20 protein-coding genes and 1 tRNA gene are annotated in these 25,733 nt (G+C 41.2%); 12 read left to right on the top strand and 9 right to left on the bottom strand.

Features of this window, described 5'->3' with window-relative positions; all coding sequences use genetic code 11:
* Positions 1-116: 116 nt before the first annotated feature.
* Positions 117-1,550 (bottom strand): LptF/LptG family permease, encoded by a 1,434-nt coding sequence (locus CLV32_RS11260; protein ID WP_133555440.1) that lies wholly within the window; start codon positions 1,548-1,550, stop codon positions 117-119.
* Between the two features lie 30 nt (positions 1,551-1,580).
* A complete protein-coding gene (locus tag CLV32_RS11265) occupies positions 1,581-1,961 on the bottom strand; it encodes an START-like domain-containing protein (protein WP_133555442.1) in 381 nt (126 codons plus the stop codon).
* 105 nt (positions 1,962-2,066) lie between these two features.
* On the opposite strand from CLV32_RS11265, the gene CLV32_RS11270 reads away from it, so the two are divergent.
* The 3 genes from CLV32_RS11270 (at position 2,067) to CLV32_RS11275 (ending at position 3,746) form a co-directional block, all read left to right on the top strand.
* Positions 2,067-2,140 (top strand) — tRNA-Met (locus tag CLV32_RS11270).
* 503 nt (positions 2,141-2,643) lie between these two features.
* Positions 2,644-2,907: a DUF4172 domain-containing protein gene (locus CLV32_RS23335; RefSeq protein WP_243732288.1), complete on the top strand. Its 264-nt coding sequence runs from the start codon at positions 2,644-2,646 to the stop codon at positions 2,905-2,907.
* Positions 2,907-3,746, top strand: a complete 840-nt coding sequence (locus CLV32_RS11275; RefSeq protein ID WP_243732289.1) for a Fic family protein — start codon at positions 2,907-2,909, stop codon at positions 3,744-3,746. The genes CLV32_RS23335 and CLV32_RS11275 overlap by 1 nt, the downstream gene beginning before the upstream one ends.
* A gap of 37 nt (positions 3,747-3,783) precedes the next feature.
* Here CLV32_RS11275 and CLV32_RS11280 read toward each other — a convergent pair whose 3' ends face one another.
* Entirely contained in the window at positions 3,784-4,647 is an 864-nt protein-coding gene (locus CLV32_RS11280) for an alpha/beta fold hydrolase (protein WP_208110985.1), read from the bottom strand.
* Between the two features lie 94 nt (positions 4,648-4,741).
* Here CLV32_RS11280 and CLV32_RS11285 point away from each other — a divergent pair, with 94 nt between their 5' ends.
* The 4 genes from CLV32_RS11285 (at position 4,742) to CLV32_RS11300 (ending at position 8,751) form a co-directional block, all read left to right on the top strand.
* Entirely contained in the window at positions 4,742-5,329 is a 588-nt protein-coding gene (locus CLV32_RS11285; RefSeq protein WP_133555444.1) for a Crp/Fnr family transcriptional regulator, read from the top strand.
* A gap of 92 nt (positions 5,330-5,421) precedes the next feature.
* Entirely contained in the window at positions 5,422-6,174 is a 753-nt protein-coding gene (locus CLV32_RS11290; protein ID WP_133555446.1) for an SDR family NAD(P)-dependent oxidoreductase, read from the top strand.
* A 312-nt stretch (positions 6,175-6,486) separates the two neighbouring features.
* Positions 6,487-8,313 carry an ABC transporter ATP-binding protein gene (locus CLV32_RS11295; RefSeq protein ID WP_133555448.1) on the top strand — a complete coding sequence of 609 codons (1,827 nt, stop codon included), beginning with the start codon at positions 6,487-6,489 and terminating at the stop codon, positions 8,311-8,313.
* A gap of 96 nt (positions 8,314-8,409) precedes the next feature.
* The gene (locus CLV32_RS11300) at positions 8,410-8,751 is read left to right on the top strand and encodes a hypothetical protein (protein ID WP_133555450.1); all 342 of its coding nucleotides are present in this window, start codon (positions 8,410-8,412) and stop codon (positions 8,749-8,751) included.
* A gap of 60 nt (positions 8,752-8,811) precedes the next feature.
* Here the strand turns inward: CLV32_RS11300 and CLV32_RS11305 are convergent, their stop codons facing one another.
* Together CLV32_RS11305 and CLV32_RS11310 are read right to left on the bottom strand one after the other, a co-directional pair.
* A complete protein-coding gene (locus CLV32_RS11305) occupies positions 8,812-9,501 on the bottom strand; it encodes a response regulator transcription factor (RefSeq protein WP_133555452.1) in 690 nt (229 codons plus the stop codon).
* A complete protein-coding gene (locus CLV32_RS11310) occupies positions 9,491-10,864 on the bottom strand; it encodes a sensor histidine kinase (RefSeq protein WP_133555454.1) in 1,374 nt (457 codons plus the stop codon). Before CLV32_RS11310 ends, CLV32_RS11305 begins: the two co-directional genes overlap by 11 nt.
* Positions 10,865-10,989: 125 nt before the next feature.
* Between CLV32_RS11310 and CLV32_RS11315 the strand changes: the two genes are divergently transcribed.
* Positions 10,990-11,673: a DUF6624 domain-containing protein gene (locus tag CLV32_RS11315; protein ID WP_133555456.1), complete on the top strand. Its 684-nt coding sequence runs from the start codon at positions 10,990-10,992 to the stop codon at positions 11,671-11,673.
* Positions 11,674-11,681: 8 nt separating this feature from the next.
* On the opposite strand, the gene CLV32_RS11320 is transcribed toward CLV32_RS11315, so the two are convergent.
* From CLV32_RS11320 to CLV32_RS11335, 4 genes are all read right to left on the bottom strand, one after another.
* On the bottom strand, positions 11,682-12,656 hold the full coding sequence (locus tag CLV32_RS11320) for a quinone oxidoreductase family protein (RefSeq protein WP_133555458.1): 975 nt from the start codon (positions 12,654-12,656) through the stop codon (positions 11,682-11,684).
* Between the two features lie 69 nt (positions 12,657-12,725).
* A complete protein-coding gene (locus tag CLV32_RS11325; protein ID WP_133555460.1) occupies positions 12,726-13,310 on the bottom strand; it encodes a Crp/Fnr family transcriptional regulator in 585 nt (194 codons plus the stop codon).
* Positions 13,311-13,497: 187 nt separating this feature from the next.
* Positions 13,498-16,677, bottom strand: a complete 3,180-nt coding sequence (locus CLV32_RS11330) for a glycoside hydrolase family 2 TIM barrel-domain containing protein (RefSeq protein ID WP_208110986.1) — start codon at positions 16,675-16,677, stop codon at positions 13,498-13,500.
* A gap of 103 nt (positions 16,678-16,780) precedes the next feature.
* The gene (locus CLV32_RS11335; protein ID WP_133555462.1) at positions 16,781-19,240 is read right to left on the bottom strand and encodes a glycoside hydrolase family 31 protein; all 2,460 of its coding nucleotides are present in this window, start codon (positions 19,238-19,240) and stop codon (positions 16,781-16,783) included.
* 673 nt (positions 19,241-19,913) lie between these two features.
* Here CLV32_RS11335 and CLV32_RS11340 point away from each other — a divergent pair.
* The 4 genes from CLV32_RS11340 (at position 19,914) to CLV32_RS11355 (ending at position 25,733) form a co-directional block, all read left to right on the top strand.
* Positions 19,914-20,681, top strand: coding sequence for an AAA family ATPase (locus CLV32_RS11340; protein ID WP_133555464.1), 768 nt, complete (start codon positions 19,914-19,916; stop codon positions 20,679-20,681).
* Between the two features lie 79 nt (positions 20,682-20,760).
* Entirely contained in the window at positions 20,761-21,372 is a 612-nt protein-coding gene (locus tag CLV32_RS11345; RefSeq protein ID WP_133555466.1) for an RNA polymerase sigma factor, read from the top strand.
* Positions 21,373-21,437: 65 nt separating this feature from the next.
* Positions 21,438-22,412, top strand: coding sequence for a FecR family protein (locus tag CLV32_RS11350; protein WP_133555468.1), 975 nt, complete (start codon positions 21,438-21,440; stop codon positions 22,410-22,412).
* 183 nt (positions 22,413-22,595) lie between these two features.
* Positions 22,596-25,733, top strand: coding sequence for a TonB-dependent receptor domain-containing protein (locus CLV32_RS11355; RefSeq protein WP_166641932.1), 3,138 nt, complete (start codon positions 22,596-22,598; stop codon positions 25,731-25,733).

The raw sequence follows: 25,733 nt of genomic DNA on the forward strand, positions 1-25,733 counted from the left end.
TTAGCCATATCCCGCCTGCGGTTACAGGCGCAAATACTTGTACAAAGTTACGATCTAAATGGCGATTTGTATACTAGAATTATCATGCGTAAGTAATCACTATAGCGAGACCGCAGTTACTTAGTCTGACGCTTAAAACGCTTGACAACATTCTGCATAATACCCTTATAGTAAGACAGATCGAATAACGCAGAGTCAACGGTAGCTTTGTAGGTAAGGAATACCGCCAATGGACTGAGGATGAGAATGGCAAGCCAGATGCCAAGTACAGGACTTACGTTACCTTGCACAGTTGATTTCTCTGCCACTGTAGAAATGATGTGGTAGATCAAAAAGAAAATGATGGCCATAACAACAGGTAGTCCCAGCCCCCCTTTACGGATAATTGCCCCTAATGGCGCTCCAATAAAGAACAGCAGAATACAGGATGCTGCAAGGGTGAACTTTCGCTGATATTCAATTCTCACCCTGACAAGATTCTTCACTTTCTCATCGTGATCGGCGATGCGGATAAATACAGATTGTTGTATGGCTGTGGCGATATCCAATGCTGCCTGCGTCACCAATACACGCTGGTTACCAGGAATCGAATTCAATACAGAGCCCTTAATCACTTTCGCTGGAACTTTTAATTTAGTATAGCCTTTGGTAAAGTTGTTTTGTTTGAAGTAGCTACCCAAGCTCGTCTTCGCAAATCGATCCACGCTATCGAGATCCCGGTGCAGAGAGTCTGTTTTTTTCTGCAGCCCTTTAAGATTGAGCATCTTGTCATTTGAGCTAAAGCTATTTTCGTCAGTCTTATTCATCTTAAAACTTGAGAAGTCCAGCTTTTCTTCGGTCTCTTTAAAACGCATCCGCGTGAATTCCTGACGCGGACTGGCATAGGAGTTTTTCCCTGGATTTTCCTGGTACCGAACTGCATCCTTCATCTTTAAAACGATAAAATTGCCATCGGGCGTTTTAGTCATCTCCCCTTCTTTAGCCATGATTACGTTGGCGATATCATTTGACGGGTTACGCTGGTAAATCATCAATCCGGCAAGTCGGCCATCATCCCACTTCTTTTCAACACGGATAGAATAACCAGGAACACTATTGTTAAATACCCCTTCCTTGATCAGGAAAGAAAGCTTCTTATTACGGACATCGTAAAGCAGGGATCCATACTTCAGGTTAGCTTTTGGCAGCATGTATTCTGAAAATAAAAACGAGCCGCCGGCAAGCAGCAAAATCACGACCAGCAATGGCATCATTGCCTTCTGTAGCGATACACCTGCAGACTTGATAGCTACGAGTTCATAGTTCTCCCCAAGTGTCCCGAATGTCATGATCGAGGACAATAGAACGGCCAATGGCAGCGCCATGGCAACGTTCGAGGCCGATGCATAGAACATCAGCTCCAGGATGGTATACCATTCAAACCCCTTTCCAATCAAATCATCTACATATTTGAAGAGGAAGAACATAAGCAGAATAAACATTACAATAAAAAATGTAACGATAAACGGCCTTACAAAAGCTTGAATTAAAAGTTTATGAATCTTTTTCAAGATACAAAGGTAAACATTGCTTATGAAATGTTAAGCACCAATTACGCTGTGGAGATAGGTGATCTGGTTATCCCAGATTTGCGTACGCTCTTTAAGTGTTTCGTCGGTAGCGAAATCCGTAATCGACAGCGCAACATCATTCGTTAACTCATCCTGCACAATTTCCATTTCGAAATAGCAGTGTGGTTCATCGTCGATCCATTTAAATTTAACCATCTTATTCTCTTTTATGCTGAGTAATTTGGCCTTTTGTACTTCATCGTCCCATGTGAAAGTGTATACCTGATCACGGAATACTACGTCATCAGCAAACCATTGTGATAGTCCGTTTGGTTCACTTATAAAGCTAAACAAAATACGCGGCGAGGATCTCAATTCATATTCCAGGGTAAACTTCTTCTTTTCTGACATCGCTGATTCGCTGATTTTGAGTTTATTTGACTAAATTTTTTTATTTATTTCTAAAGAAAAGTAAATTATTCTATATTTGCAACTCTTTAAAAAAAGAAGCCCTTCGGCGGGGTAGCTCAGATGGTTAGAGCGCAGGATTCATAACCCTGAGGTCGGCAGTTCGATCCTGCTCCCCGCTACTTGAAAATAAAGCCTTTAGCTACAAACAGCTAGAGGCTTTTTTTATTCCAGCTCTTTTACTCGAGTAATACTCAAGTGAATTCCAATCCTTCCTTAGTAAATAACACCGCGTTTGAGAAGAAGACAAATTATGCTATATTTGGTTAAAACGCACCAGAATGGAAGTTATATGCTTATTAATTTTCCGTTCTTTTATAAATGGTAATCTCCGGAATATTAGCGGCAAACTCTTCGAGCTGTTTGACTTCATCAGCATTAAGACCTACTTTTAGACTGACCTTCCCCTGCTGCTATAATTTAACGATACCCAGACGTATCCACTGCCATTAACTTTGAATAGACCTATCCTTAGGAAAGAGTTATTACCTTGAAATTTATCCCCGTAATTCAGTGAAATTGATGCGGAGAATAGCGCCCTTAATCTCCGCACATCATGCGTATAATAATATTGATCATGCGGAGATTATATGTTATATTTACCGCATAACCTGCCGAGAATATCATGTTCATCCATCAATACAAAGCTTGGCCAAACTTAACTTGGGAAGAGAAAGCTCTTTCTAAAATGCTTGCAAACGCGCGGCATAAACAGGGTCGTCTATTAGGCAAAATGGAGGGTCTTGGTTTTAGTTTAAAAGAAGAAGCGACCTTATATACTTTAACGCAAGATGTTTTGAAGTCGAGCGAGATCGAAGGCGAAATCTTAAATCCAGACCAGGTACGTTCATCCATTGCAAGGCGCTTAGGAAGGAAGTCGCAGGGCTAGTGCCTTCAGACCAAAATGTCGATGGCGTTGTCGAAATGATGTTGGATGCTACTCAACAATATACTATAGCGCTAAATGACGAACGTCTATTTGGGTGGCATGCCTCGCTGTTCCCAACCGGCAGAAGCGGCATGTATAAAATCGTCTTTGGCGACTGGCGTAATAATAGGAAAGATGACCCTATGCAGGTTGTGTCCGGTGCTATGGGACGTGAACTAGTCCATTATCAGGCACCGGATTCTGAAATTCTGAATAATGAGATGGCTCAATTTATAAACTGGTTCAATGCCATAATGGACATTGACCCGGTGTTAAAGGCCGGATTAGCACATTTGTGGTTTGTGACGATTCACCCATTTGATGATGGGAATGGCCGTATCGCCAGGGCAATTACAGACATGCAGCTTGCTCGAGCAGATGAAAGTGCCCAACGTTTTTATAGCATGTCCACTCAAATAAGGCTGGAACGAAACGCCTACTATGAAATGCTGGAGAGAACACAAAAAGGCAGCCTTGATGTAACGGAATGGCTAGAGTGGTTTCTTTCCTGTTATGACAGAGCTTTGTCAAATACAGATCAAACGCTATCAACGGTAATGCAAAAAGCTAACTTTTGGGAAAGTCCTGCCACTGAAAATATCAATAACAGGCAAAAGTTGATGCTTAATAAGCTTTTGGATGGGTTTGATGGAAAACTTAGTTCCTCGAAATGGGCTAAAATAACAAAATGTTCTCAAGACACTGCTGGGCGCGATATTACAGATTTAATCGAGCGAGGCTTGCTGATAAAAGAAGAGGCTGGGGGTAGAAGCACAAGTTATGTTCTTGTAAAGGGCTAACTTCATGATGACTAATCTGGGTAGATCAAACGTCTTATCATTTTAAATACTCGTTAAGCAATATCGCCGTAGCCTGAGGTGTTTTGTTGCTATCATTTACCGATCCCATTTCACCAAAAAATTGGCCATGCACACCAGGTAAAACTATCAGCTTAGACCCCTGTATTAGCCGTGACATGGCAACAGTATGTTCGATCGTTATCACGTCCTTATCAGCAACCATAAAAAGTGCTGGGACTTTGATATTACCGATAACATCATCACTGATATCTTTAAAATCAATCATGCGCTGTTTGTCTTTGTTAAACATGTTTAGCAGACCGGCCGGATTTGGTGTTACATTTAGATAAGCGTCTTTAAGTGGCTGCGGCATACTTTCAAAGGTGGCTGTCTTCATAAAATCGAAAAAGCCGGGCATAAAGCCATCACGTTTATAAGCACCTGAGATGACCACCATTTTATTGATGAGCTTTGGATGTCTAATAGCTATTTGCAAGGTTGTGGTACCACCGTTACTAAATCCTATAATATTAGCCTTAGCTACTTTTAAATAATTGAGCAATGCCGCCACATCATCCGCATCCTGTTCAAACGATTCGGGGGCGTTACGGTCGCTGGTTCGGCCATGTGCCTGCAACTCTACCGCTATAATTTGATGATCAGCGGCAAGTAACGGGAGTAAAACGCCGAAAGAGGTTTGTATGGTGGAGCCGCCACCGTGGATCAGGACTAATGGTATACTGCCCTTGCCATGAATCTCATAATACATAGTAATACCATTAATTGCGGCGGTTCCTGTTATTGTTAATATTTTCACTTTATCTTTTGGTTTTTGCGCGAAGGCCTGCCCCATGATTAATAACATGAGAAACGCAGGCAATATGCGGAGGTTGAAGGTCATTATCACTTATAAGTTAGGCATAAGTTCGAATAATAAGCGACAGAAAACAAGTTGAAAGTTTTATTTTTGAAGATTCTCCTCAAGAACTCTAAACATGCATAATTTTGAAGCGCTGTTCGATTACGTTCAAAGACTTTCCGGCAAAACGCTTTCGGCGGATGATAAGCATATAATTACCGCACATTTCAAACCTAAAAAAATAAGGAAGCGACAATACTTTTTACAGGAGGGCGATGTATGTAAATACACTGGATTCATTGTAAAAGGGGCTGCAAAGACATTTACAGTGGATGAAAAAGGACATGAGCATATATTAAAATTAAGCATTGAAGACTGGTGGTTAGCCGATTTTGAAAGTTTTTACACATTAACACCGAGCCGCTTTAACATAGAAGCACTGGAGGATATGGAAATCCTACAAATAACCCATGCCCTTGTAGAAGAATTTATTAAGCCTATTCCTGCTTTTTCAGCGATGCAGAATGTGCTCAGTCAAAACAACACTATTGCTGCCCAAAAAAGAATGCAGTCGTCCATCAGCCAGACTGGCGAAGAACGATTTCAAGAACTCATTAACCATTATCCTCACTTTATACAGCGCTTCCCGCAAAATTTAATTGCCTCCTACCTGGGCTTAACCCCGGAAACTCTAAGCCGGATCAGGAAAAACTCCTCAAAATAGATTGATCTTTGTCAAGCCTATTTCATGACTTTTGATAAGATGCAGCTCGCCGCGCTGGTGCATCTTTGAACTATTATTAAATACTAAAGATCATGAGTAAATTAAAAAACAAAGTAGTCGTGATTACAGGCGGCAATAGCGGTATTGGATTTGGGATTGCCGAAGCATTTAAAAGCGAAGGTGCTTCCGGAACTATTGTAGGCAGAAATCATCAAACTTTAGGACATGCTGCGGCTCAGCTAGGTGATAATTTTATAGCCATCAATGCTGATGTAACTAACCTTACCGATTTAGAAAGAGTTTTTAAGGATACAGCCGAAAAGTTTGGTAAAATAGATGTACTGGTAGCTAATGCCGGTGCAGGGACAACCGGAACAGTGGCAGATGTTACTGAGGCCGACTACAACAAGACCATGGACCTTAATCTGAAAAGCGTTTATTTTACGGTGCAAAAAGCGCTACCGTATATGAATGATGGCGGATCTATAATTCTTATTGGATCAAATGCCGCACATCGGGCATACCCATCATTTGGGCTGTACGGCGCCGCAAAAGCTGCAGTAATCTTTTTCGCAAAAAGCTTTTCAAACGACTTGCTGGAAAGAAAAATCAGAGTAAACGTAATCACACCGGGTACTACCGATACACCTGCATTTGATAAGTTCGTTCCCGCAGCACAAATCGATGCTATGAAAACTCAGTTTGCAAGCGTAATGCCGATAGGCAGGATCGGACAACCATCAGACATTGGCAAAACAGCGGTTTTTCTTGCTTCCGAAGATTCTTCGTTCCTGCTTGGCGCTGAACTTCTTGTTGATGGTGGCATGACTTACTTAGCTAAGTAATTCTATTATTCACTGGCACGGGACCAGCCTCGTGCCAGTGAATATTAGAGAACAAGCAATTCAACAGGCATCGCGCAGGCATTTGCTTACAATTACAGAAACTAATCTATTCCAACCTGCAGCGTATAACAATCTGCAAAACCTAGCAGAACAAACAGGCACCAAAAATTATTTTTAATTATTTAAAGTATTTTCACTTCCCCCTCGTCTTATATATTGTGTCCAATATTGTCGCAAAATTCGCGTAACAAAAAAACACCATACTTATTTAATACATCACGGCTTAAATTGCCGTGTATCTAACACAATATAATGGCAAGAAAACATTTAAACAGTGGTAACGCAACGGGTATTGAGTTGACAAAAGCAAAGATAAATAAGGAGACGCTAAGTCATGTTGCACGTCTGCTCTCCTATCTAAAGCCATACCGCCATCAATTTATCGCTGCATTATTCTTTCTGTTTTTGTCAAGCCTGGTTGGCCTGGCTTTTCCAACATTTATAGGTGCCTTAATTGATACTGCACAAGGGAAACATACGAATAACTATTTACCCGATACCATTCAGGGCATTCTATTGCTTGCCTTCGTGGTATTAGCCTTACAGGCTGTAGTTTCCTATTTTAGGATATTATGGTTTGTCAACGTGGCTGAACGCTCCCTGGCAGACATCAGAAGGGATACTTACTTCAAGTTAATTACGCTCCCTATGAACTTCTTTTCCAATCGCAGGGTTGGCGAACTTAATAGTAGGATATCTGCAGATCTGTCTCAGGTGCAGGACACGCTAACCACTACCATTGCAGAGATGCTAAGACAGGCTATCTTGCTGGTAGGAGGTATCATTTTCATGGCTATTATTTCTGAAAAACTGGTATTCGCACTGCTGCTCGTTTTACCTGTGATGATTGTTTTCGCTGTTTTATTTGGCCGTTTTATTAAAAAGATCTCACGCCAGGCACAGGATAAAATGGCAGAATCCAATACCATTGTAGAGGAAACCCTTTGGGGCATAGCAAATGTAAAAGCATTTGTTAACGAATCTTTCGAAGCCACCAGGTATCAAAACACCATTCGTGAGGTAGCTAATATTGCCATTAAGGGTGCTAAATTCAGAGGCATGTTTGTCTCTTTTATCGTACTATGTGTTTTTGGAGGCATATTGGGTGTTGTCGGTTATGGTTGTATCCTGGTCAGTCAGCACGAAATCACCTTCGGCGAATTATTAAAATTTGCACTGTACGCGATGTTCCTGGGAAGCTCACTGGGCAGTTTCCCTGAGCTATTTGCAAATCTGCAAAAGGCTGTTGGTGCCAGTGAACGCGTGTTGGAAATATTGGCTGAACAGGGGGAAGAAATAGCTGTAAACGAAAAGGACAACAGGGTAACACAAACTATCGCAGGAAATCTTGAGTTTAAAAGCGTCAATTTCGCCTACCCCTCAAGACCAGAAGTAGAGGTGCTCAGCAACGTATCTTTTGAGGCCGCAGCCGGACAAAAAGTAGCTATCGTAGGTCCAAGTGGTTCAGGAAAATCTACAATGGCCGGATTAATCTTACAGTTTTATCACCCGCAAAGTGGAGCAATAGTTTTTGACGGCAAGCCTGCCAGCAAGTATTCTCTTAGCGATATCAGGAATCAGGTAGCTATTGTTCCACAGGATGTCTTGTTATTCGGCGGTACAATTTTGGAAAACATCGCATATGGTAAACTAACTGCCACGAAGGAAGAAATCCTCGAGTCGGCCAAACGCGCAAATGCCCATCAATTTATCACTGCATTCCCCGAAGGTTATGAAACTGTAGTTGGAGAACGGGGTGTAAAACTTTCAGGCGGACAAAGACAGCGCATTGCTATTGCAAGGGCATTGCTAAAAAATCCAGCTATATTGATTTTAGACGAAGCCACTTCTTCCCTGGATTCTGAATCAGAGCGTCTCGTACAGGACGCGCTCGAAGAATTAATGAAGGGCAGAACCTCCATCATCATCGCACATCGCTTATCGACAATACGCGAAGCAGATAAAATCCTCGTATTAGAGCGGGGACAAATTATTGAATCTGGTACACACGCTGAATTAATCCAGACTGAGCAAGGCCTATATAAGTATTTGAGCGGGCTTCAGTTTGAAAGTAAGTAATTGACCCAACAGCGCATGGCTACCTAATATTTTATATGAATTGCAAAGTATTTTATTTACTTTGCAATTCAAAGTGAAGTTAATCAGTCTCAGCTCATGAAAACGACCAAAAAGAAATTTGTAGCTATCTTCCTCACATCTGGATTTATCTTTCTTTTTTTATATAACCTAGGTATTCGATCAGTCGTCCGACTCATACCTGAAAGCGGAGCAGCCTTTTTAAGAACAGACACCCTTACAGGCTGGAAAAGTGCAGTCGCCACAATTTTGTACCCAGTTAAAATTGTCTTGATTGGTCCTGTGTTGCCTTTAATGGACCTGCCGGATCCGCCTCCACCATTTTTGGCTATCGGACTTGCAATTTATTGGACTGTCCTTGCTTTGATCATTTATAATCTTGTAATTAAAATCAAACGATTTCAAACACACAATCCTTAGTTTTTAGTTATCTAATTGTTTATTCAATATGCACATACTTACCAGGAAAGAAATATAGAATCAATCTTTAAAAATCTTTAATCTAAACCCGACTCCCCGGATACTTTCAATACTAACTGTAGTATCATCCGCCAATAATTTTCGAATCCTGGTAATAAATACATCCAGACTCCGACCGCTAAAAAAATCTTGTTCTTGCCACAAAGCATGGAGAATATCAGTCCTTTTAATCAGTTGATCACCGTGATCATATAAATATTTTAATAAACCGGCTTCCTTCTCAGTAAGTATTTTCTCAGCACTACCAACGACCAATGTCAGATTCTCCGGATCGAATTCGGAATTCCCCAGCTGAATGACCGTACCTCCCGCTCGATCTAAGGGCTTGTTTCGTTTTAAGATATTCCGAACGCGCAAAATCAATTCGTCAACATCAAAAGGTTTCACGATATAATCATCGGCACCAAGTCTTAACCCAAACAAAACATCTTCCTTTAGTTTGCGCGCGGTTACGAACAAAAATGGTAGTTCAGGATGTTTTTCAGAAAGATAGGCAGCAAAACTAAATCCATCCTCAACGGGCATCATCACATCAATGATTAGGATCGAATAGGTGTTATTATTTAATTCTTCCCGTGCCTCGCGACCGTTATATACCCTGTTACTAAAAAAGCCATTTAAAGTCAGATATCTGCTTAATAGATTACCCAGGTCTATGTCATCCTCTACAATCAACACCTTAGTTTTCATACAGTGCCAATTTTATAGTAAAAGTACTCCCCTCGTTAGTAGAGTGCTCAAGAATCAGATCACCACCCATCTGTGAGATTTCCTGCCTGCTTACGTACAAACCAAGCCCAAGTCCTTTAACGGTATGGAGGTTTTGTTCCGGTACGCGATAAAATTTATCAAAAACAAGGCGCTGATGTTTATACGCAATACCGATGCCTTTATCTGTAATTTTGATAAGGTAAAAACGATTAAGCACGAAAGTGTCGATACTGATATCGGTTCCTGACAGGCTATATTTAGCGGCGTTGCTGATCAGATTATCCAGGGCCTTTTCCAATACTTTTCTATTACCACGTAATTCGACTGTTGATGTTTCAATATCAGCAACCAGTTGATGCGCCTCAAGTCTGACATCCTGAATATAGGCACGAAGAAAATCAGTTATATTTAATAGTTCAACTTGAATCTGACGATAGTTGCTCATTTCAGTTTCCAAAACCTCGTCTACCGTTTGCCGGATTTTCTCATGCTGCCTCGCGAGTGATCCAAGTAATTCATCAAAAAGATTGGCATCTTCACGTATTTCGGGTAAAGACAGGCTCTTTACAATAATACTGGCCGAACTGAGTGGTGTTTTTAACTCATGCGTAACATTGTTCACAAAATCTGTTTGAATATCACTGATCTTTTTCTGACGTATTATAGCACTAAACGTTAGATAGAAAAGCAATCCTACGGATAACAGAAGCGCAGTTGCCAATAAAAAGGTCCGGGTTGTTCTGTGGAGCACCACCTGCCCCATAGCTACCACATCCACATACTGCATACCTGAAAAAGAAACTTTAATCTGTTTATCCTTATTTTTTGCACCGTCGATGGTTAAATCAAAAGACCCCTTGAACGATGCCAATTTGAGTAAATCCTTGGCAGCGTTATTACGTTCATAATCTCGATAAAGCTTGTTTTGCGTAGCCAACATATTGTGCACAACACCATTGATCTGAACACTGAACCCCTCGAATCTGAATAGATATTTTCCGTTCTTTAGCTGATCTGTTTTTTGAAAGTTTAAATTAACCAAAGCGCTGATTACGCGGGTTAACGAATCGTTTTTACGCGCCAGGTATCCGATCAGCACATCGTCCGAGACCTGTTTACCTGAAAAAGATCGGATATCAGCAGTCAGGTTTGGTAGAATTTCAAATTGCAGCGTTTTACCTTGCGTGATGATGGGGACGGCAACTGCTTTGATTTCCCGATTGTATTGCGCCAATGTTTGCTTATAATTCTGGCTCACCAGCTCATACTGAATATAAATGAGCAAACCCAGGGTGATTAGGCTAACAGCAATTAGTGCCCGTATTTTGGAGCGGAATTTCATAGTACTCAAAGATACATTGCAGAAAGAAAAAACCGGACAATCGAAACATCATTAACTTTTCATTAACCTTACATTAACCATCGAGCTCCGCGGCATCCTGCATTTTTGCTGAAATTTAAATAAGCATGAGAAAGTATATCCTTTTAGTAACTGTTACTTTAACAAGTATAGCAGTTCAAGCACAAGTAACGTCATTCAATATTGATAGCAACAAATTTATCAAACCACTTACAAAAACACTGGATAGCATTTACATTGAGGATCAAAAACCGCGCGAAGCCTTTGCGCAAGCGCTAAAACGTAAAGACCCGCAGCCGGTAGTTGATAGCCTGAGAAAGATCATGTTGACTAAAGACCACGAGAATCTCGAAAAAGTAAACGCAATTATCGATAAGTACGGTTGGCTTGGCCCGGAACAGGTAGGTTTAAATGCCAGTCAGGCTTTGTTCCTTGTCCTGCAGCATGCAGACCTCGCTACACAAAAAAAGTATCTGCCCATGATCCGCTCGGCAGAAAAACGTGGACAAATACTTTCAAGCAATCTTGCCATTATGGAGGATCGTGTACAGATGCGTGAAGGCAAAAAACAACCATATGGCAGTCAGGCGATAAGAGACCCGCAATCTGCACAGTTGTATTTTTACCCGATAGAAGACCCTGACCATGTAGACGAGAGGAGAAAATCTATGGGTCTGATACCGATGGATCAATACGCCAAGGCGATGGAAATGACCTGGGATCTGGAAGACTATAAGCGCAAACTTCCGGAGTTTGAGGAAAAAGCAAAAAAGATTTTCAAAAAGCCGTAGTCATCAGATCATCCTACACTTAGCACCAAACGCTTGCCACCAGAAACCTCCAGGTCCCATAATTCAGCAACATTTTCCAATTTAACGCTTATGGTTTCTATCTTCAGTTTGCCTGCTGCGGCTAGTTCGAACATTTCGGGAAGAATGTCCGAGAAAAGCAGGCCGACTTGTTTTTTTGACCAGGAGCCAAGTCCTGAACCTGTTAACTGAAGATCTGTACCCCGCAAACTTGCTGCAGATAATTGGATAAGATCGCCTGCAATACTGCCTACAGAAACATACCTGATCTGGTTGGTAAAGGAGCCATCACCTTTGATTACCGACAACAATAGCTCTGCAGTATGTCCCCATAAATAATCGATAACAACGTCGATAGGCGTCTGCATGTGTATGCGCGCAAGCTGTTCAACAATTTGCGTGTCATCCTGCAATAGCGAAACCTGCTCATCAGCACCCAATACGGCTAACTCAGCTAGAGAACCTGGATTTCTGCCAGTTACGATCACCTTTTTTGCACCATAGTATTTAGCAATCTGAACGGCCACTCGCCCGGTAAAACTCGTTGCGCCATTGATCAGCACAATATCACCAGGCTGAATATCTGCCTTAAACCGTAAAGCCATCGCAGAACCGATAACGGCATTAGGCAACGCTGCTGCCGTCATGTTGTCTAACAGTGCAGGAATTTTAACCATCCGATCTTTATAAACCACCGCCTTTTCCGCTGCCATCCCGTTTACAGCCATAGCATATACACGGCTGCCGTCTTCCAACGTGCATACTCCGTCGCCGCCAACAACGCTTTCCTTTTGTGTAAGTTTAAGTGTAGAATAGTGTTTCCCGCTTGCACGACTTTTATCCAGATGTTTAATAGCTACCGCTTTCACGGCAACAACCACTTCATCATGATTTTTTGCAATAGGATCTGGGAAATCGACATATTGAGGCATTTCCCCCTTTTGAAATAATACTGCTGCTTTCATTTTCTTAAATATTATGAAACAAAATTAGCCAGGATGGTTCTGCAGGAACGATAACATTTGTTATCAAGTTTAGAAATGAGCGTTGCCTTTAGCTAGTTTACTTTTAATCCTGCTGAGATGTACAGTGCTGACGCCGAGATAAGAAGCGATATAATGCTGAGCAACACGCTGAATGATATGCGGGCGATCAGTTAGCAGTTTCAGATAGCGCTGTTCGGGCGTATCCCTAATAAAAGACACGAACTCATTGATATAATGACTTTGTCGCTGGGCAAAAATCGACATAATCATCTTGAAAAATTGCGGCTCCCTACTTAAATCATCTATAAGCTCGATCACATATTTTTTAGGAAGCAAATAAATCACCGAGGGTTCTATAGTTTCTATAGTAAATGCACTTGGTACATTACCTACAAAGCTTTCCAGGGAAGTCAGCCCTTCATGCTCAAAAAAGAACTGCACTGTTTTATCAAGTCCATCGTTATTAAAGAAAAGGCGTACACAACCCTTTTCAATAAAAACATACTGTCCAGATACCTTACCCTCTTCCAGCAAAATGGTTTTAGCACCAACATCGAGGCGCTGCTGGTATGATCGGTATTTTTCCAGAAATGGCTCCAGTTCCGGAAACTGGTCTTTAAAATGAAAAAGCATATAAGGGCATTGATGATTTACTTCAAATTTACTATCTTTCTGATCAAGAATCATCAGGAACTTGACCCAACATCACAATCAACGGATAAGATCAGCTGATTTGGTTTAATGGTAAACGTTCGAGCACCACCATCATAACTTCATGAAATAATTAGTTATGCATACCATTTACCACAACGACAACTGATTATTCAGATTTTGCAGAACCAAAAAGCCTAATAGTATAGCTAAACGAAGTATCGCGGGCGGCTACCTTGAATTTTTCCAGCGGTTGCGGACCACAACTATTAGAGCCTACACCGAGCGTTTTAGTAGACACACTCAGCACCGTAGCCGAACTTTCCGGAAGATCAATTTTATATTCCACAGGATACATTTGCTCATCGGTATGGGGCAATGCAGCTACCTGCATTAGCTTTTCGTCAGACTGGATCGATAATGAAGGTATACCCGCTCCACTCAGTTCGGCCCAACGGACATCTTCGTGATTGCCTCGCTCCATGGGCTTTTCGTACGCATATTGTTTGTTAACGTCCAAGGTGTATATACCTACTTCAGCGGCACTTTTTCTATCCGCATAGTTTTCGAAAGGTCCGCGTCCAAAGAATTTCATCTGATCCAGTTTCTTATCAAGTAACATCCGAATGCCAATTTTGGCGAGGTTAATAGGAAGTCCAATAAATTTAACTTGGTTATCTACCCTTATCGAACCGTCTCCGGTAATGGAATAGGTTGCGGTATGGTAAACTGCAAAACCTTCTTTTCCTTCAGCTTTAGTTGTCGATGTAATAGTCACCGTAGCGTTGTCAACAACTTTAGCACTAAATGACAGGGGTTTGTACTGGAGTGTGGTTACGCCAAATTTTTCCCATTGCCGGTATGCCCAATCGTCATCGGTGCGATGAGGGGCACGCCACAGATGCAATTTCGGAGCTCCATCTAAAGTAATCAGGTTGGTTTGGTTTTTTGATAACTGACCGATAAACCCTGTTTTTTTGTCGAACGTTAATGAAAAGTTTTTACCCGACACAGTAACTACCTGGTCTGTTTCTGAGAGTTTTACTCCTTGTGTTGCTTTTGACACAGCACCAGACGGCGTATTTATTGGCAACTTAAATTGAGTAGTAGCCACTTCATAACCCTTCGCTGCCCATAACGTATTTTCCTTCTGCCGGTAAGAAATACGAAGGTAATATTCGGCATCAGCTCTCGGATGTGCGATCTTAAATGGAATATATGCCCTACCCGTTGAGCGCGCACCAATTGGACGGGCTATATTAACTTCTCCGGCTGCTATTTCTATTCCATTTTCAGTGAGTGTCCATGATGCCGCAAATCCATTCAATGAGATAAACTGAAACTTATTTCTAATAGAAATTTCTCCCGAAATCGGATCAGTCAATTCGGTGTCAATCCACTGAAATGCTCTTTTCATTTCAGGAAAATGTGGCTTGACATTGTTACCAGAAGTTGCCCGGTCGTAAGACACTACCCCTTTATGGATAAAATAGTGATCGTTTGGTGCTTCACCGAAGCCACCACCATACGCCAATATAGGATGATTTGGATCTCTTTTGTTCCACAAACCCTGATCCTGATATTCCCATATTGCACCGCCCAATATTTCTGGATTGTTATCAAAAACTTCAGCATACTCATCAAGCGACCCCATAGAATTGAACATGGCGTGTACAAATTCACAGATGTAGAAAGGCTTGGTCAGGCTTTTATCCTGGGCAGTACGCGCGTAATCTTGTGCAGTTCCATACATCCTTCCATCTAAATCAGCCGGATTGTTTTTGCCAACACCAAACCTTTCGTAGTGAATGGGTCTCGAGGGATCTAAACCCTTTACTGCATTCATTGCCGCAACGAAATTTGGTGTTGGGCCCCAGCCACACTCGTTGCCTAAAGACCATATAATAACCGATGGGCTATTCTTAAAATTCTCTATATTGGCAATGTTGCGATCAATAATTGCAGATTTGATGGTGGGTTCGTTATCGAATCGACTATCATAGCCATGGCATTCAACATTAGCCTCGGCTACCAGCCAAATCCCCCATTCATCGCAGAGCTCGTACCATCTGGGGTCATCAGAATAATGTGAAGTACGGATATGATTACAGTTTCCCTGCTTAATTACCTTCAGATCTTCTATCATCTGGGCCTCAGTAATTGCGTGCCCAACATCCGACCAGTGTTCATGTCGGTTCACACCCTTCAGCTTAATAGGAACGCCATTGACCGTAAAAATGCGTCCTTTAATTTCTATTTTCCGGAAGCCGATTTTTGATGACAAGAACTCACCTTGAGAACTGCTAATAACCATGGTATATAAATTTGGAGTTTCGGCTGTCCATTTCAGTGGATTTTTAACGCTTAAATTCACCTGAACCACTTCTTCCTGATTGGCTTTTAGTGCCTTACTATTCACATTGCCTGCTGCAATTTCGTTACCCTCCTTATCATACAATGTAGCCACTAGCGTTTGCGATTTAGCGGCTTTATCGCTGTAATTTTTGATTTTCGCAGTTACATCTATTGTTGCATCCCTGTAATTCTGATCCAGATCAGGCTTTATAAAAAAGTCCCGGATGTGTATTTGTGGTGCGCTCCATAGTGTTACATTGCGAAAAATCCCGTGCAACCTGAACATATCCTGATCTTCGAGCCAGGTTCCCGAGCTGTACTGATATACTTCAACAGCAATCATGTTCTGCCCAGGGTTGAGGTATTTGGTGAGATCAAATTCGGCTGTATTCCTGCTATTTACACTAAAGCCAACTTTTTGTCCATTTATCCATATGAAGAAAGCACAATCAACACCATCGAACGTAATGAAATTACGTCTGCCAATCCAACTGGCAGGAACTTCAAACGTTCTTCGGTAGCTTCCTACCGGATTGCGTTCTTTATATGAAGTATACCATTTTTCAGGCTCGCTCATTACGTGTGGAAAGTCCTTTTTAATCGTATACCCAAGATTACGATAAAATGGGGTCCCATATCCGTGCACCTCCCAATTTGATGGTACCGGTATTTCTTTCCAGTCCGCAACGTTGAATTCAGGCTTGTAGAAATCAACAGGTCGCTCTTCAGGCCTTGGCACCCAATTAAATTTCCAATTTCCATTTAACGATTTGCTTAATGATGATGCATGCCGTTTAGCAACTAATGCCTCCTGCATATTTGCGTAGGGCATGAGCGTTGCGTGGTACGGCTCTTTGTTAATACCAAGAAGTTCTGGATTCTCTATTTCTGGCGGAATCGGTGCGCTCACTGTGTTTTGAGCAGTACTTTGCTTAGGTAAATGGAACAAAAACACCAGAAGTAATGCTAACAAATATTGTTGGAGCTTCATCATATTATTGATATTTGGCTTTTCTATTATTGCTTGAAATTGCTGCGGTTTCAGCTATTAATCTAATTATTCTAGTACACTTATTAAAAAAAGTTTAGATCAGGAATTACAGTTTTAAAGATATTTTATGCCCTGTATATGATATTGTTCTATAAGCTCCTTGTACAGTTCCACCAGCCGTCATCAATTTGATCTTGAAAGTACGACTAGTCAACATGTTTGGAAAACTACCGTTGCGGTCACTTATGGTCAGGGTCTTGCTGCTATCATTCCAATTTAGCGTAATCGTCGCAAAAATACCTTTTTCATAATTGTAGTTGTCATTTTCGTCTTCATACAACATGAACGTTCCATTAGCACCTTCATAAACCCTGAGTTCTAAATTATCCCATTTTTGTTCAGTAGCATATTGAACGTTGGGGCCAATAGGAATAATGCTTCCGGCTTTGACAAATAAAGGGATAGTGTTTAAGCTAGTAGCTGTAGTTAGCTCCTGTCCGCCAGCGTATCTTTTGTTAGTCCAGAAGTCGTACCACATAGTTCCGGCGGGCAAATAAACCTTCTTTGATTTAATTTGCTCAAAATTTACGGCTGCAATGGTATTCCCTTTAGTAACATTACGATTCCAACCAGTTTCTTCATTTACGTTTACTACGGTTTCGGGTGTGTATTGTGCATTAATTACTGGTGCTACTAAAAGTGACTGGCCAAAGAGGTACTCATTATTGATATCCAGCACTTTTTTGTCGTTACTGAAATCCATCATTAACGCACGCATAAAAGTTGATTGATCATTAGTAACTTTTCTAGCCGTCGAATAAATATAAGGCAATAAGCTGTAACGGAGTTTAATTGCATTCTCGATCGCGTCGTATGCAGGCTCACCTTTTTTTCCAAACTGGTAAATTTCCCTGGGCACATCTGCACCATGCGAACGCATCATTGGTGTAAAGACAGCAAATTGTAACCAACGTACATAAAGTTCCTGGAAGAGTGGATTTTTAGCACCAGAGCCGTCATTCCAACTTTTGTTGTACGAACCTGCGAAAAAACCGCCAATATCGCTGTTCCAATAGGGAATTCCGCAAAGTGCAAAGTTCAGTCCGGCAGGGATCTGATTTCTCAGCGACTCCCATGAAGACGTAACATCACCAGACCATGTATTTGCACCATATCGTTGTTGTCCGGCAAAGGCCGAACGGGTTAAAATGAACACCCGTTTGTCTGAACTCACTGCCCTTTGATGATCATATACCCCACCTACAGTCATCAATGGATAAGCGTTGCGTACTTTCCGAAAAGAACCCAAATAAGTTTTAGTATCCATGTCTGATGGCTTGTAGCTCAAGTGATCAGGTTCAGTAGAATCCATCCACCACCCGTCAATATTCCTGGAAAAAAGTCCTTTATTTAAAAAGTCCCAGTAAATAGCTCTTGCTTTGGGATTATACGCATCGTATACCCGCACGCCTGAAGGATAATCCATATTTGGTGGCCATGTTTCTAAGCCCGATTCAGGCCACGTCCCAATGTTAAAAAGTGCACCTAAACTGTCGAGTTTCCGGTATTGTTTGGTTGCAGGACCAAAGGATGACCACACAGAGATCAGTAGGTGGGCATTTAGCTGATGAACATCATCTATCATTTTTTGCGGATTGGAAAATTCCGGATTAAGAAAATCCATTGCATTCCAAAGGTAGTTATTCCCCCAATATTGCCAGTCCTGGATAATTCCATCTAGTGGAACACCAAGTTCCCGGTATTTTTTAACTACACTTACCAATTCGGCCTGACTCTTGTATCTTTCTTTACTTTGATGGAAACCATAAGTCCATAAGGGAAACATTGGCACTTGCCCTGTTAGTTTTCGCATGCCCGACACAACCCCGTCTGCATTAGTTCCATAGATAAAATAATAATCGATCCCATCGCCCACCTCAGAAGAAAAAGAAGTTTCTTCAGCCGTATCGTTAAATGTAGTTGGAGAATAATTGTCCCAAAACAACCCATACCCTTTTACCGATTGAAAAAAAGCAATAAAATCCCAGGTATTATTTTGAACCATTTTGATTTTCTGGTTGCGTTGAGATAGTTTGCCATTCTGAAGAATACCCAGTCCGTAAATAGGTTCCTCTTTTTCCAAAACAAATGATTGAGCGACGGTGTAACTTTTTGTTCCTGAATCATTAAAATCTGTAAAAGATGCTCCCGCCATCTTTTCTTTTAGCAGAGATTTACCATCAGATTTATTGAAATTAATTTGACCGTCTCGAACATTTAGCACAACTTTCAAATCCTTACTGTACAGCATAAGGACATCGCCTTTTTGTACGATTTTTAAGGCTACAGTTTCTGGACTCTTTGTTACAGAGAGACTTCTTTTCGTAAATATTTTGCTCGCCGGATATTTTAGGATTCTTACAATCCCGGGACTATAAAACTGAATCTCTGTGGTCGTTTCGTTTATGTTGACTTTCGCACCTAAAGCTGTTTTCTCAAAGCGTTGAGACTTTGCAGAAAAACAAATACCCGATAAGGCGAAAAGAAGTAGAGAAATGCGATTCATGTGAATGGTTTGATATAAGAATTCTACTGGGTTTTACTCTTTAATTACTTTGTTAATTTACAGACCTGATCGTCAGATAAACGTTAAGCTCAATTTATACAGCGCTAAATTTGTCGATCCATTTTCAAAGCTATCTAGAAAAAAGTAAGTGAATAAATCGTTTTGTGCAAATCTATGTGATGAATGTTTTCGGAAGCTATTTCATCAGCTACATTTGACACCACAGATCCAATAATACACCGTAAAATATGATACGCCCTTCCCATAGGGTGCATATCATAAAAGGTACCTTTCAATTTTACAAACCGATCCGATAGCAATTTACTCATCGCTATAATCGGTTTGTCAATATATCAACTGTTGCAACGCTATCCCGGCTATTTGCCTGGTCTATCGATGCACGCATCAATTTACCTTTTGTAAACATCGTAAGTCAAGAAAATTTATAACAATTGCGGAGGATATACACCCCCCCACTAAAAAAAGGGAAAATTGGCCTTTAAGCCATTTAAACGTCGAAAATATTTTTTTACAAAAACGAGAAGTGCCTTCAAAGAGCTTCAAAGGCCGATTAGCAAATTTATTTACACGCGAATGTGTACCCCTTCGTCAAATTATCATTAAACGCGATTTTTAGATATTATTCGTTAATTTAGCGTCTACCGCTCATCTCATGAAAAATTTCCAAGGGTATCTCGACACCGTCAAACTCACTGTTCCAGACAACGTCCGGAATAACTATCCTTTTAACATCCCCTGTATCCAGAATATAGATAAAATCAGTTTCCATCCCAAGGTAACCTACCTGATTGGTGAAAACGGCATGGGGAAATCAACCCTTATGGAAGCTATTGCAGTAAGTCTTGGATTTAACGCGGAAGGCGGTACTAAAAACTTCAATTTTAATACTCAAGCGACACACTCCAATTTAACAGACTACCTAAGAATAAGTAGAGGCCCCTACAGGATGAAAGATGGTTTCTTCTTAAGAGGCGAAAGTTTCTACAACGTGGCTTCGCAAATAGACAAACTGGACAAAGAGGGCATGGGCCCACCTATAAAAGATTCTTACGGCGGCAAATCCCTTCATGAACAATCCCATGGCGAATCTTTCTGGTCCGTTTTTATGCACCGCTTTGGCGGTGATGGTCTCTACATGTTGGATGAGCCTGAATCTGCACTCTCCGTTACACGCCAAATGGCGATGCTGGTAAGGATAAACAAGCTCGTTAACAAGAGATCACAGTTTATCATCGCCACACATTCACCTATTATTCTGGCTTACCCGAATGCTTTAATTTACCAACTTACACCAGAAGGAATAGCAAAAGTAAATTATAAAGAAACCGACGCCTACCAATTGTACAAACGTTTCCTGGACGATCCACATAAAATGACATCAATGTTATTGGACGACTCAGAAGATGACGAATTCGAATAATATCCGCCCAAACCACTCCAAATCCCTTACCATAACTTAATATGGAGTTTATAGTGTCCTTGTAGTTTTGTCGGAGTTTATGAAACTTCCTTCGGATAGTAGCTTAGTTGAATTGGTAAAAAAAGATGACCATGTCGCATATACGACCTTGGTAGATAGATATTGGGAAGACTTATATCGACACATCTGGTTGAAAATTAAAAACACCGATGATGCAAAGGATATCGTTCAGGACATTTTTCTCGGACTTTGGAAAAATAGATCCACACTTATGGCTGATGATCGGGGTAGCCTAGCACCTTATTTATTCCGCGCAGCAAAGTATAATATTATCAATTATTTTTCCAGACCTTCCATAACTATTGCAGACGAAACGGCATTAGACCTGGCTGTAAACGCTATTTCAACAACGCAGGCTGATGATCAGATTCTGTTGAAAGAACTCCAACAACTGGTAGATTCCGAAGTAGATAAACTTCCGGAACGATTAAAGCTGCCCTACCGGCTTAGCAGAGATCAGGAACTCAGCATCAAAGAGATCGCACTCAAATTATCTGTCTCTGAACAAACTGTAAAAAACAACATCACTTCCGCACTTAACGCCGTCAGGTTCAAGATCAGTAAACATAATAACTCAGATACCACGGTTAGTTTCGTGCTTGCACTAGCTTGTGTACTTCATTGCAAATAAATTGATCTACTGATAACATTAGCTTAAAGTACCTCCCACCCTTTGGTGTGATCTCTATAGTAACGATGTCACACTACAACAAGCCGAAGGAGCTTAAATCAATCCTTAAAAAATATCTGCAACATACGGCCAGTCCGGAAGAATCTGAGGCTGTAGATTCCTGGTATCAAAACCTGGGCGTGAAAAATGATGAGGTACCTGTACTTGATCATCCTGTTTCGAAATCCGAACTTGAAAATAGTATCAAGGGATATTTAAAAGCACAGCTCCCCCGGGAACGAAAAAAATGGTTTTTACAAGCATATCTGAAATATGCTGCAGCAATTATCCTGATATCCGGTGTTGGATTGTTTCTTACTAATCGGTCCGACCTGAAAGACTCCTCAAAAAACGAAACAACAATTTTTTCGGGTAGAAGAACACAAAAGAAGATCACCCTGGCTGATGGTTCAGAGATCGTATTGAACATGGGCAGTAAGCTTGTCATAGCAAAAGACTTTGGCGAACATGACCGAAACGTTTCGCTTTCTGGAGAAGCTTTTTTCGACATTGCCAAAGACAAAACCAAGCCCTTCATCATTCACACCGCAAATATAAGCACCCGGGTAGTTGGTACATCATTCAATATCAATGCCTATCCAGACCTGGAAAAAATCAAGGTCGCGGTGTTTACGGGAAAAGTACGGGTGGCAGAGCAGCAGGGCGTGCATAAAAAGATTATTGCGCTCGGAATGACCCAAGGAGAAACACTTAGCTATTACAAATCTACGGGTAAAAGCGAGCTCAGAACGGAAGATACTGGCCCTATTACCTCCTGGCGCGATAACAAATTATATATCGACAATGCAAACATAAATGATATCGCAAAACAACTGGAGCGGTATTACGACATCAAGGTGATTATTAAAAGTAAAACAAATGCCGATGACCGGTACAACATCCGATTTAAAAACGAATCTATGCGGAATGTTCTCGAAATCTTATCAATGCTTACCAAACGACAATTTATATATCAAACTAATCAGATCATAATTAAATAAAAACCATGTAACAATCAGACATAGAAAAGCCGGAACTGCGCTAACATTTCCGGCTCTGCATGCGCATTGTAGCAATGCCCATCGTTCCCAATGAATCGTGTAAAAACATTAAAAACTTATTCAAATATGCAAAATATTTACCAGGCTTACAAAAGCCCGATACGGTTACTTTTTAACTTAAAAATGAAGCTAACAATCGCACTGCTTTTTCTTTCAAACGCACTGATCTACGCCGGTACAACTACTGCTCAGTCGATGAAGGACGTAAAAATAGATCTATCAGTAAAAAATCTTCCACTGAGAAAGGTACTTGATCTCATAGAAAAACAAACCCCATTTATCATCGGTTACAAAAACAGCGATGCAGGAAACAACAAAACCATTAACATCGAAGCCAGACAACAATCGGTATCCGATGTGCTGGAGCGACTTATCAATTATCCCAATGTTGATATCCGCCAGATCAGCGATACCTATATTCTGATTAACACTAAAAAGGTTTTCCCTCCGCTTATCATATCTGGAACGATAACAGACAAGCGTACTGGTCAGACTATGCCGGGCGTGAGCATTAAAGTGAAAGGAACCAGCGCCGCTACACAGACAGACAGCAAAGGTAACTACAGACTGTCTGTACCTACTGACAAAGAAGATGTTCTTGTAGAGGTTAAATCAATTGGCTATAAAGCCAGAGAATATACAGTATTGCGCAATAGCACAACAACTATCTTCAATCTCCAACTGGAAGAGGATTTATTGGGTCTTGATGAGGTTGTTGTTACCGGACAGGGAATTGACATCAGCAAAAGACGATTGTCTTCTAACGTGGTCAGCATTTCTGAAAAAGATCTAAAAGATATCCCTGCGCAAAGGATAGATCAGTTATTGCAATCTAAACTACCTAATGCACAGATTAAGCTCACTGGTGGACAAGCGGGTGCAACATCTATCATCCGCTCAAGAGGTGTTAACTCTGCATTCATCAGCTCAACACCCATCATCTACGTCGACGGTGTACGTATGGACAACCTGAACACTAGAGCTGCGCTTGGTGGTGGAAGTGCTACCGGAGCTGCAATTAGTTCTATAGCAGACATTCCGATGGACAATATCGAAAAGATTGAGTTCGTAAATGGTGGAGCTGCAACAACATTATACGGTTCTGATGCTGCCAACGGTGTAATCCAGATTATCACGAAAAAAGGGGGTGGCGACAAAACGGACATCACCGTAGAAACACAGTTAGGACTGGAAACACCTACAACAGATTTTCTGCATTTTAAACGTACCAAAGACCTTTTATTTGAAAATGGTTTCTATCAGAAGCACAACCTGGCGCTCAATGGTGGCGACAGCAAGTTTGGCTATAGTTTTTCTGGTGGTTTTCAAAACAGTACCGGAACGCAGATTTACAACCAGAACAGCAACAGAAGAATTGATTTAAGGACAGGCTTGAGAGCTGTTCTTGGTTCTAAAGTAACTTATGAAAGTTCTTTCAGCTATATCAATAACAAATACAAACGTAGCCGTAACGGTAATCAAGGTGGTTACACAGGGTTGTGGTTTGCCGAGAGTGGGGCTTCCTCCATTACCGGACCAAGGTTCAAAAGTGATCTTGATGCAATGACTGATGATGAATATGCTTCCATAAAGGCATATGTTGATCAAGCAGAAGCATTACAAAATAATGGAATTAGTGTAAACAGGTTCCAGACCTCACAGGTTTTCAAATACCAGCCATTAAAAAATCTGACATTTAAGGCAACAGGTGGTGTTGATTACAGAGCCCAGCGCCAGCAAATCATTACCACAAATAAATACTTGTCGCACACCACCAACACAAACATCACAACGCAGGGAAGTATAGATAATTTTGACAGGAACTATCTGGGATTGACTTTTGAATTCAACGGTCAGTACGAAGCTAAAGTAAATGACTTCTCGTTTATCACCACCATGGGTGGCCAGTTGTTCAGAAATGAAGACCACCAGATTGAGTACCTCGGATCTAACATCAGAGATGGTGCCGCTACCATCAGTATCGCCGCCACCCGCACAAGCGACGAATATTTCTCGGCAGTAACGAGCTATGGTCTTTACCTCCAAGAGAACATGGGTTACAAAAATAAAATGTTCCTCGACCTTGGCTTGCGTGGAGACGGTAATTCTGCCTTCGGAAAAAATATCGGAATTCAATACTATCCTAAAATAGGATTCTCCTATATCCCAAGTGCAGAAAATTACTTCAAAGGAATTTCAAATGTGCTGTCCTCGACAAAAATCCGTGGTAACTATGGTATCGCCGGTAACTTCCCGACTCCATACGCCAATGAGCGGACCATATCTTTTATTGGTTTTAACGGAGATCAGGCTGCTTCATTCGGTCAGCCTGGGAACCCGGACCTGAAACCAGAGAAAACAACAACTATTGAGGCCGGAATCGATCTTGGGTTCTTAAATGATCGCATCATTATCTCCGGAGGATTCTATCACTCCATCACCAACGATGCGTTATTCATTGTTCCGCCAGCTCCTTCATCTGGACAAACCAGCCAGTTGCAGAATACAGGTCGGATTCTAAACCGCGGACTGGAATTTAATACAGTCCTTACGCCTATTAAAACAACAGACTATAGCTTGCGATTCAACCTATCCATAAATACGCTTTATAATAAAGTATTAAGTTCAGGGGGTGCAGCGGCATTCGCAATCAATGGTTTCAGTGCCAGAACAGTACAAACAGTAGTGCAGGAAGGTTATCCGATCGGCTTTATCAGAGGTAACTATGCCGAGTTTAACGCAGATGGATTATTAACTAGTACCACAGCACAACAAGATCTCGGAACTACCATTCCTAATTTATTTGGTAGCATGGGCATGAATTTCCAATACAAATCATTCAATGTCTTTGCCAATGCAGATTATCAGAAAGGTGCATATGCTGTGTCATTCGATAGGCAGTTCAGATTTAATTATGGCACTTCAACAGAAGGAATTCCACAAGCAGAGATCGACAAAAGTGGAAGAACAAGATGGCTTGATGTGACCAATAGATTTGTAGAGAAAACAGATTTCATCAAAGTTAGGACAATTGGCGCAGGGTATAGTTTTAAGCCTAAATTCTGGAACGGAGCAGTGAAAGGTGTAAATATCGGCTTCTCTGTAGTAAATCCATTAAATTTCTCTGCATCCAGCTTCGATCCCGAAGCAACTATTAGTGGTAGTGCACAGGGACAAAATGGTGCAACCACAGGTGGAATATCCTACTCTACCTATTCTTCACCAAGACAATTTGTAGGTTCTTTACGCGTAAATTTCTAA

Origin of the sequence: Pedobacter duraquae, assembly GCF_004362245.1 — a bacterium.
Taxonomy (GTDB): Bacteria; Bacteroidota; Bacteroidia; order Sphingobacteriales; family Sphingobacteriaceae; genus Pedobacter; species Pedobacter duraquae.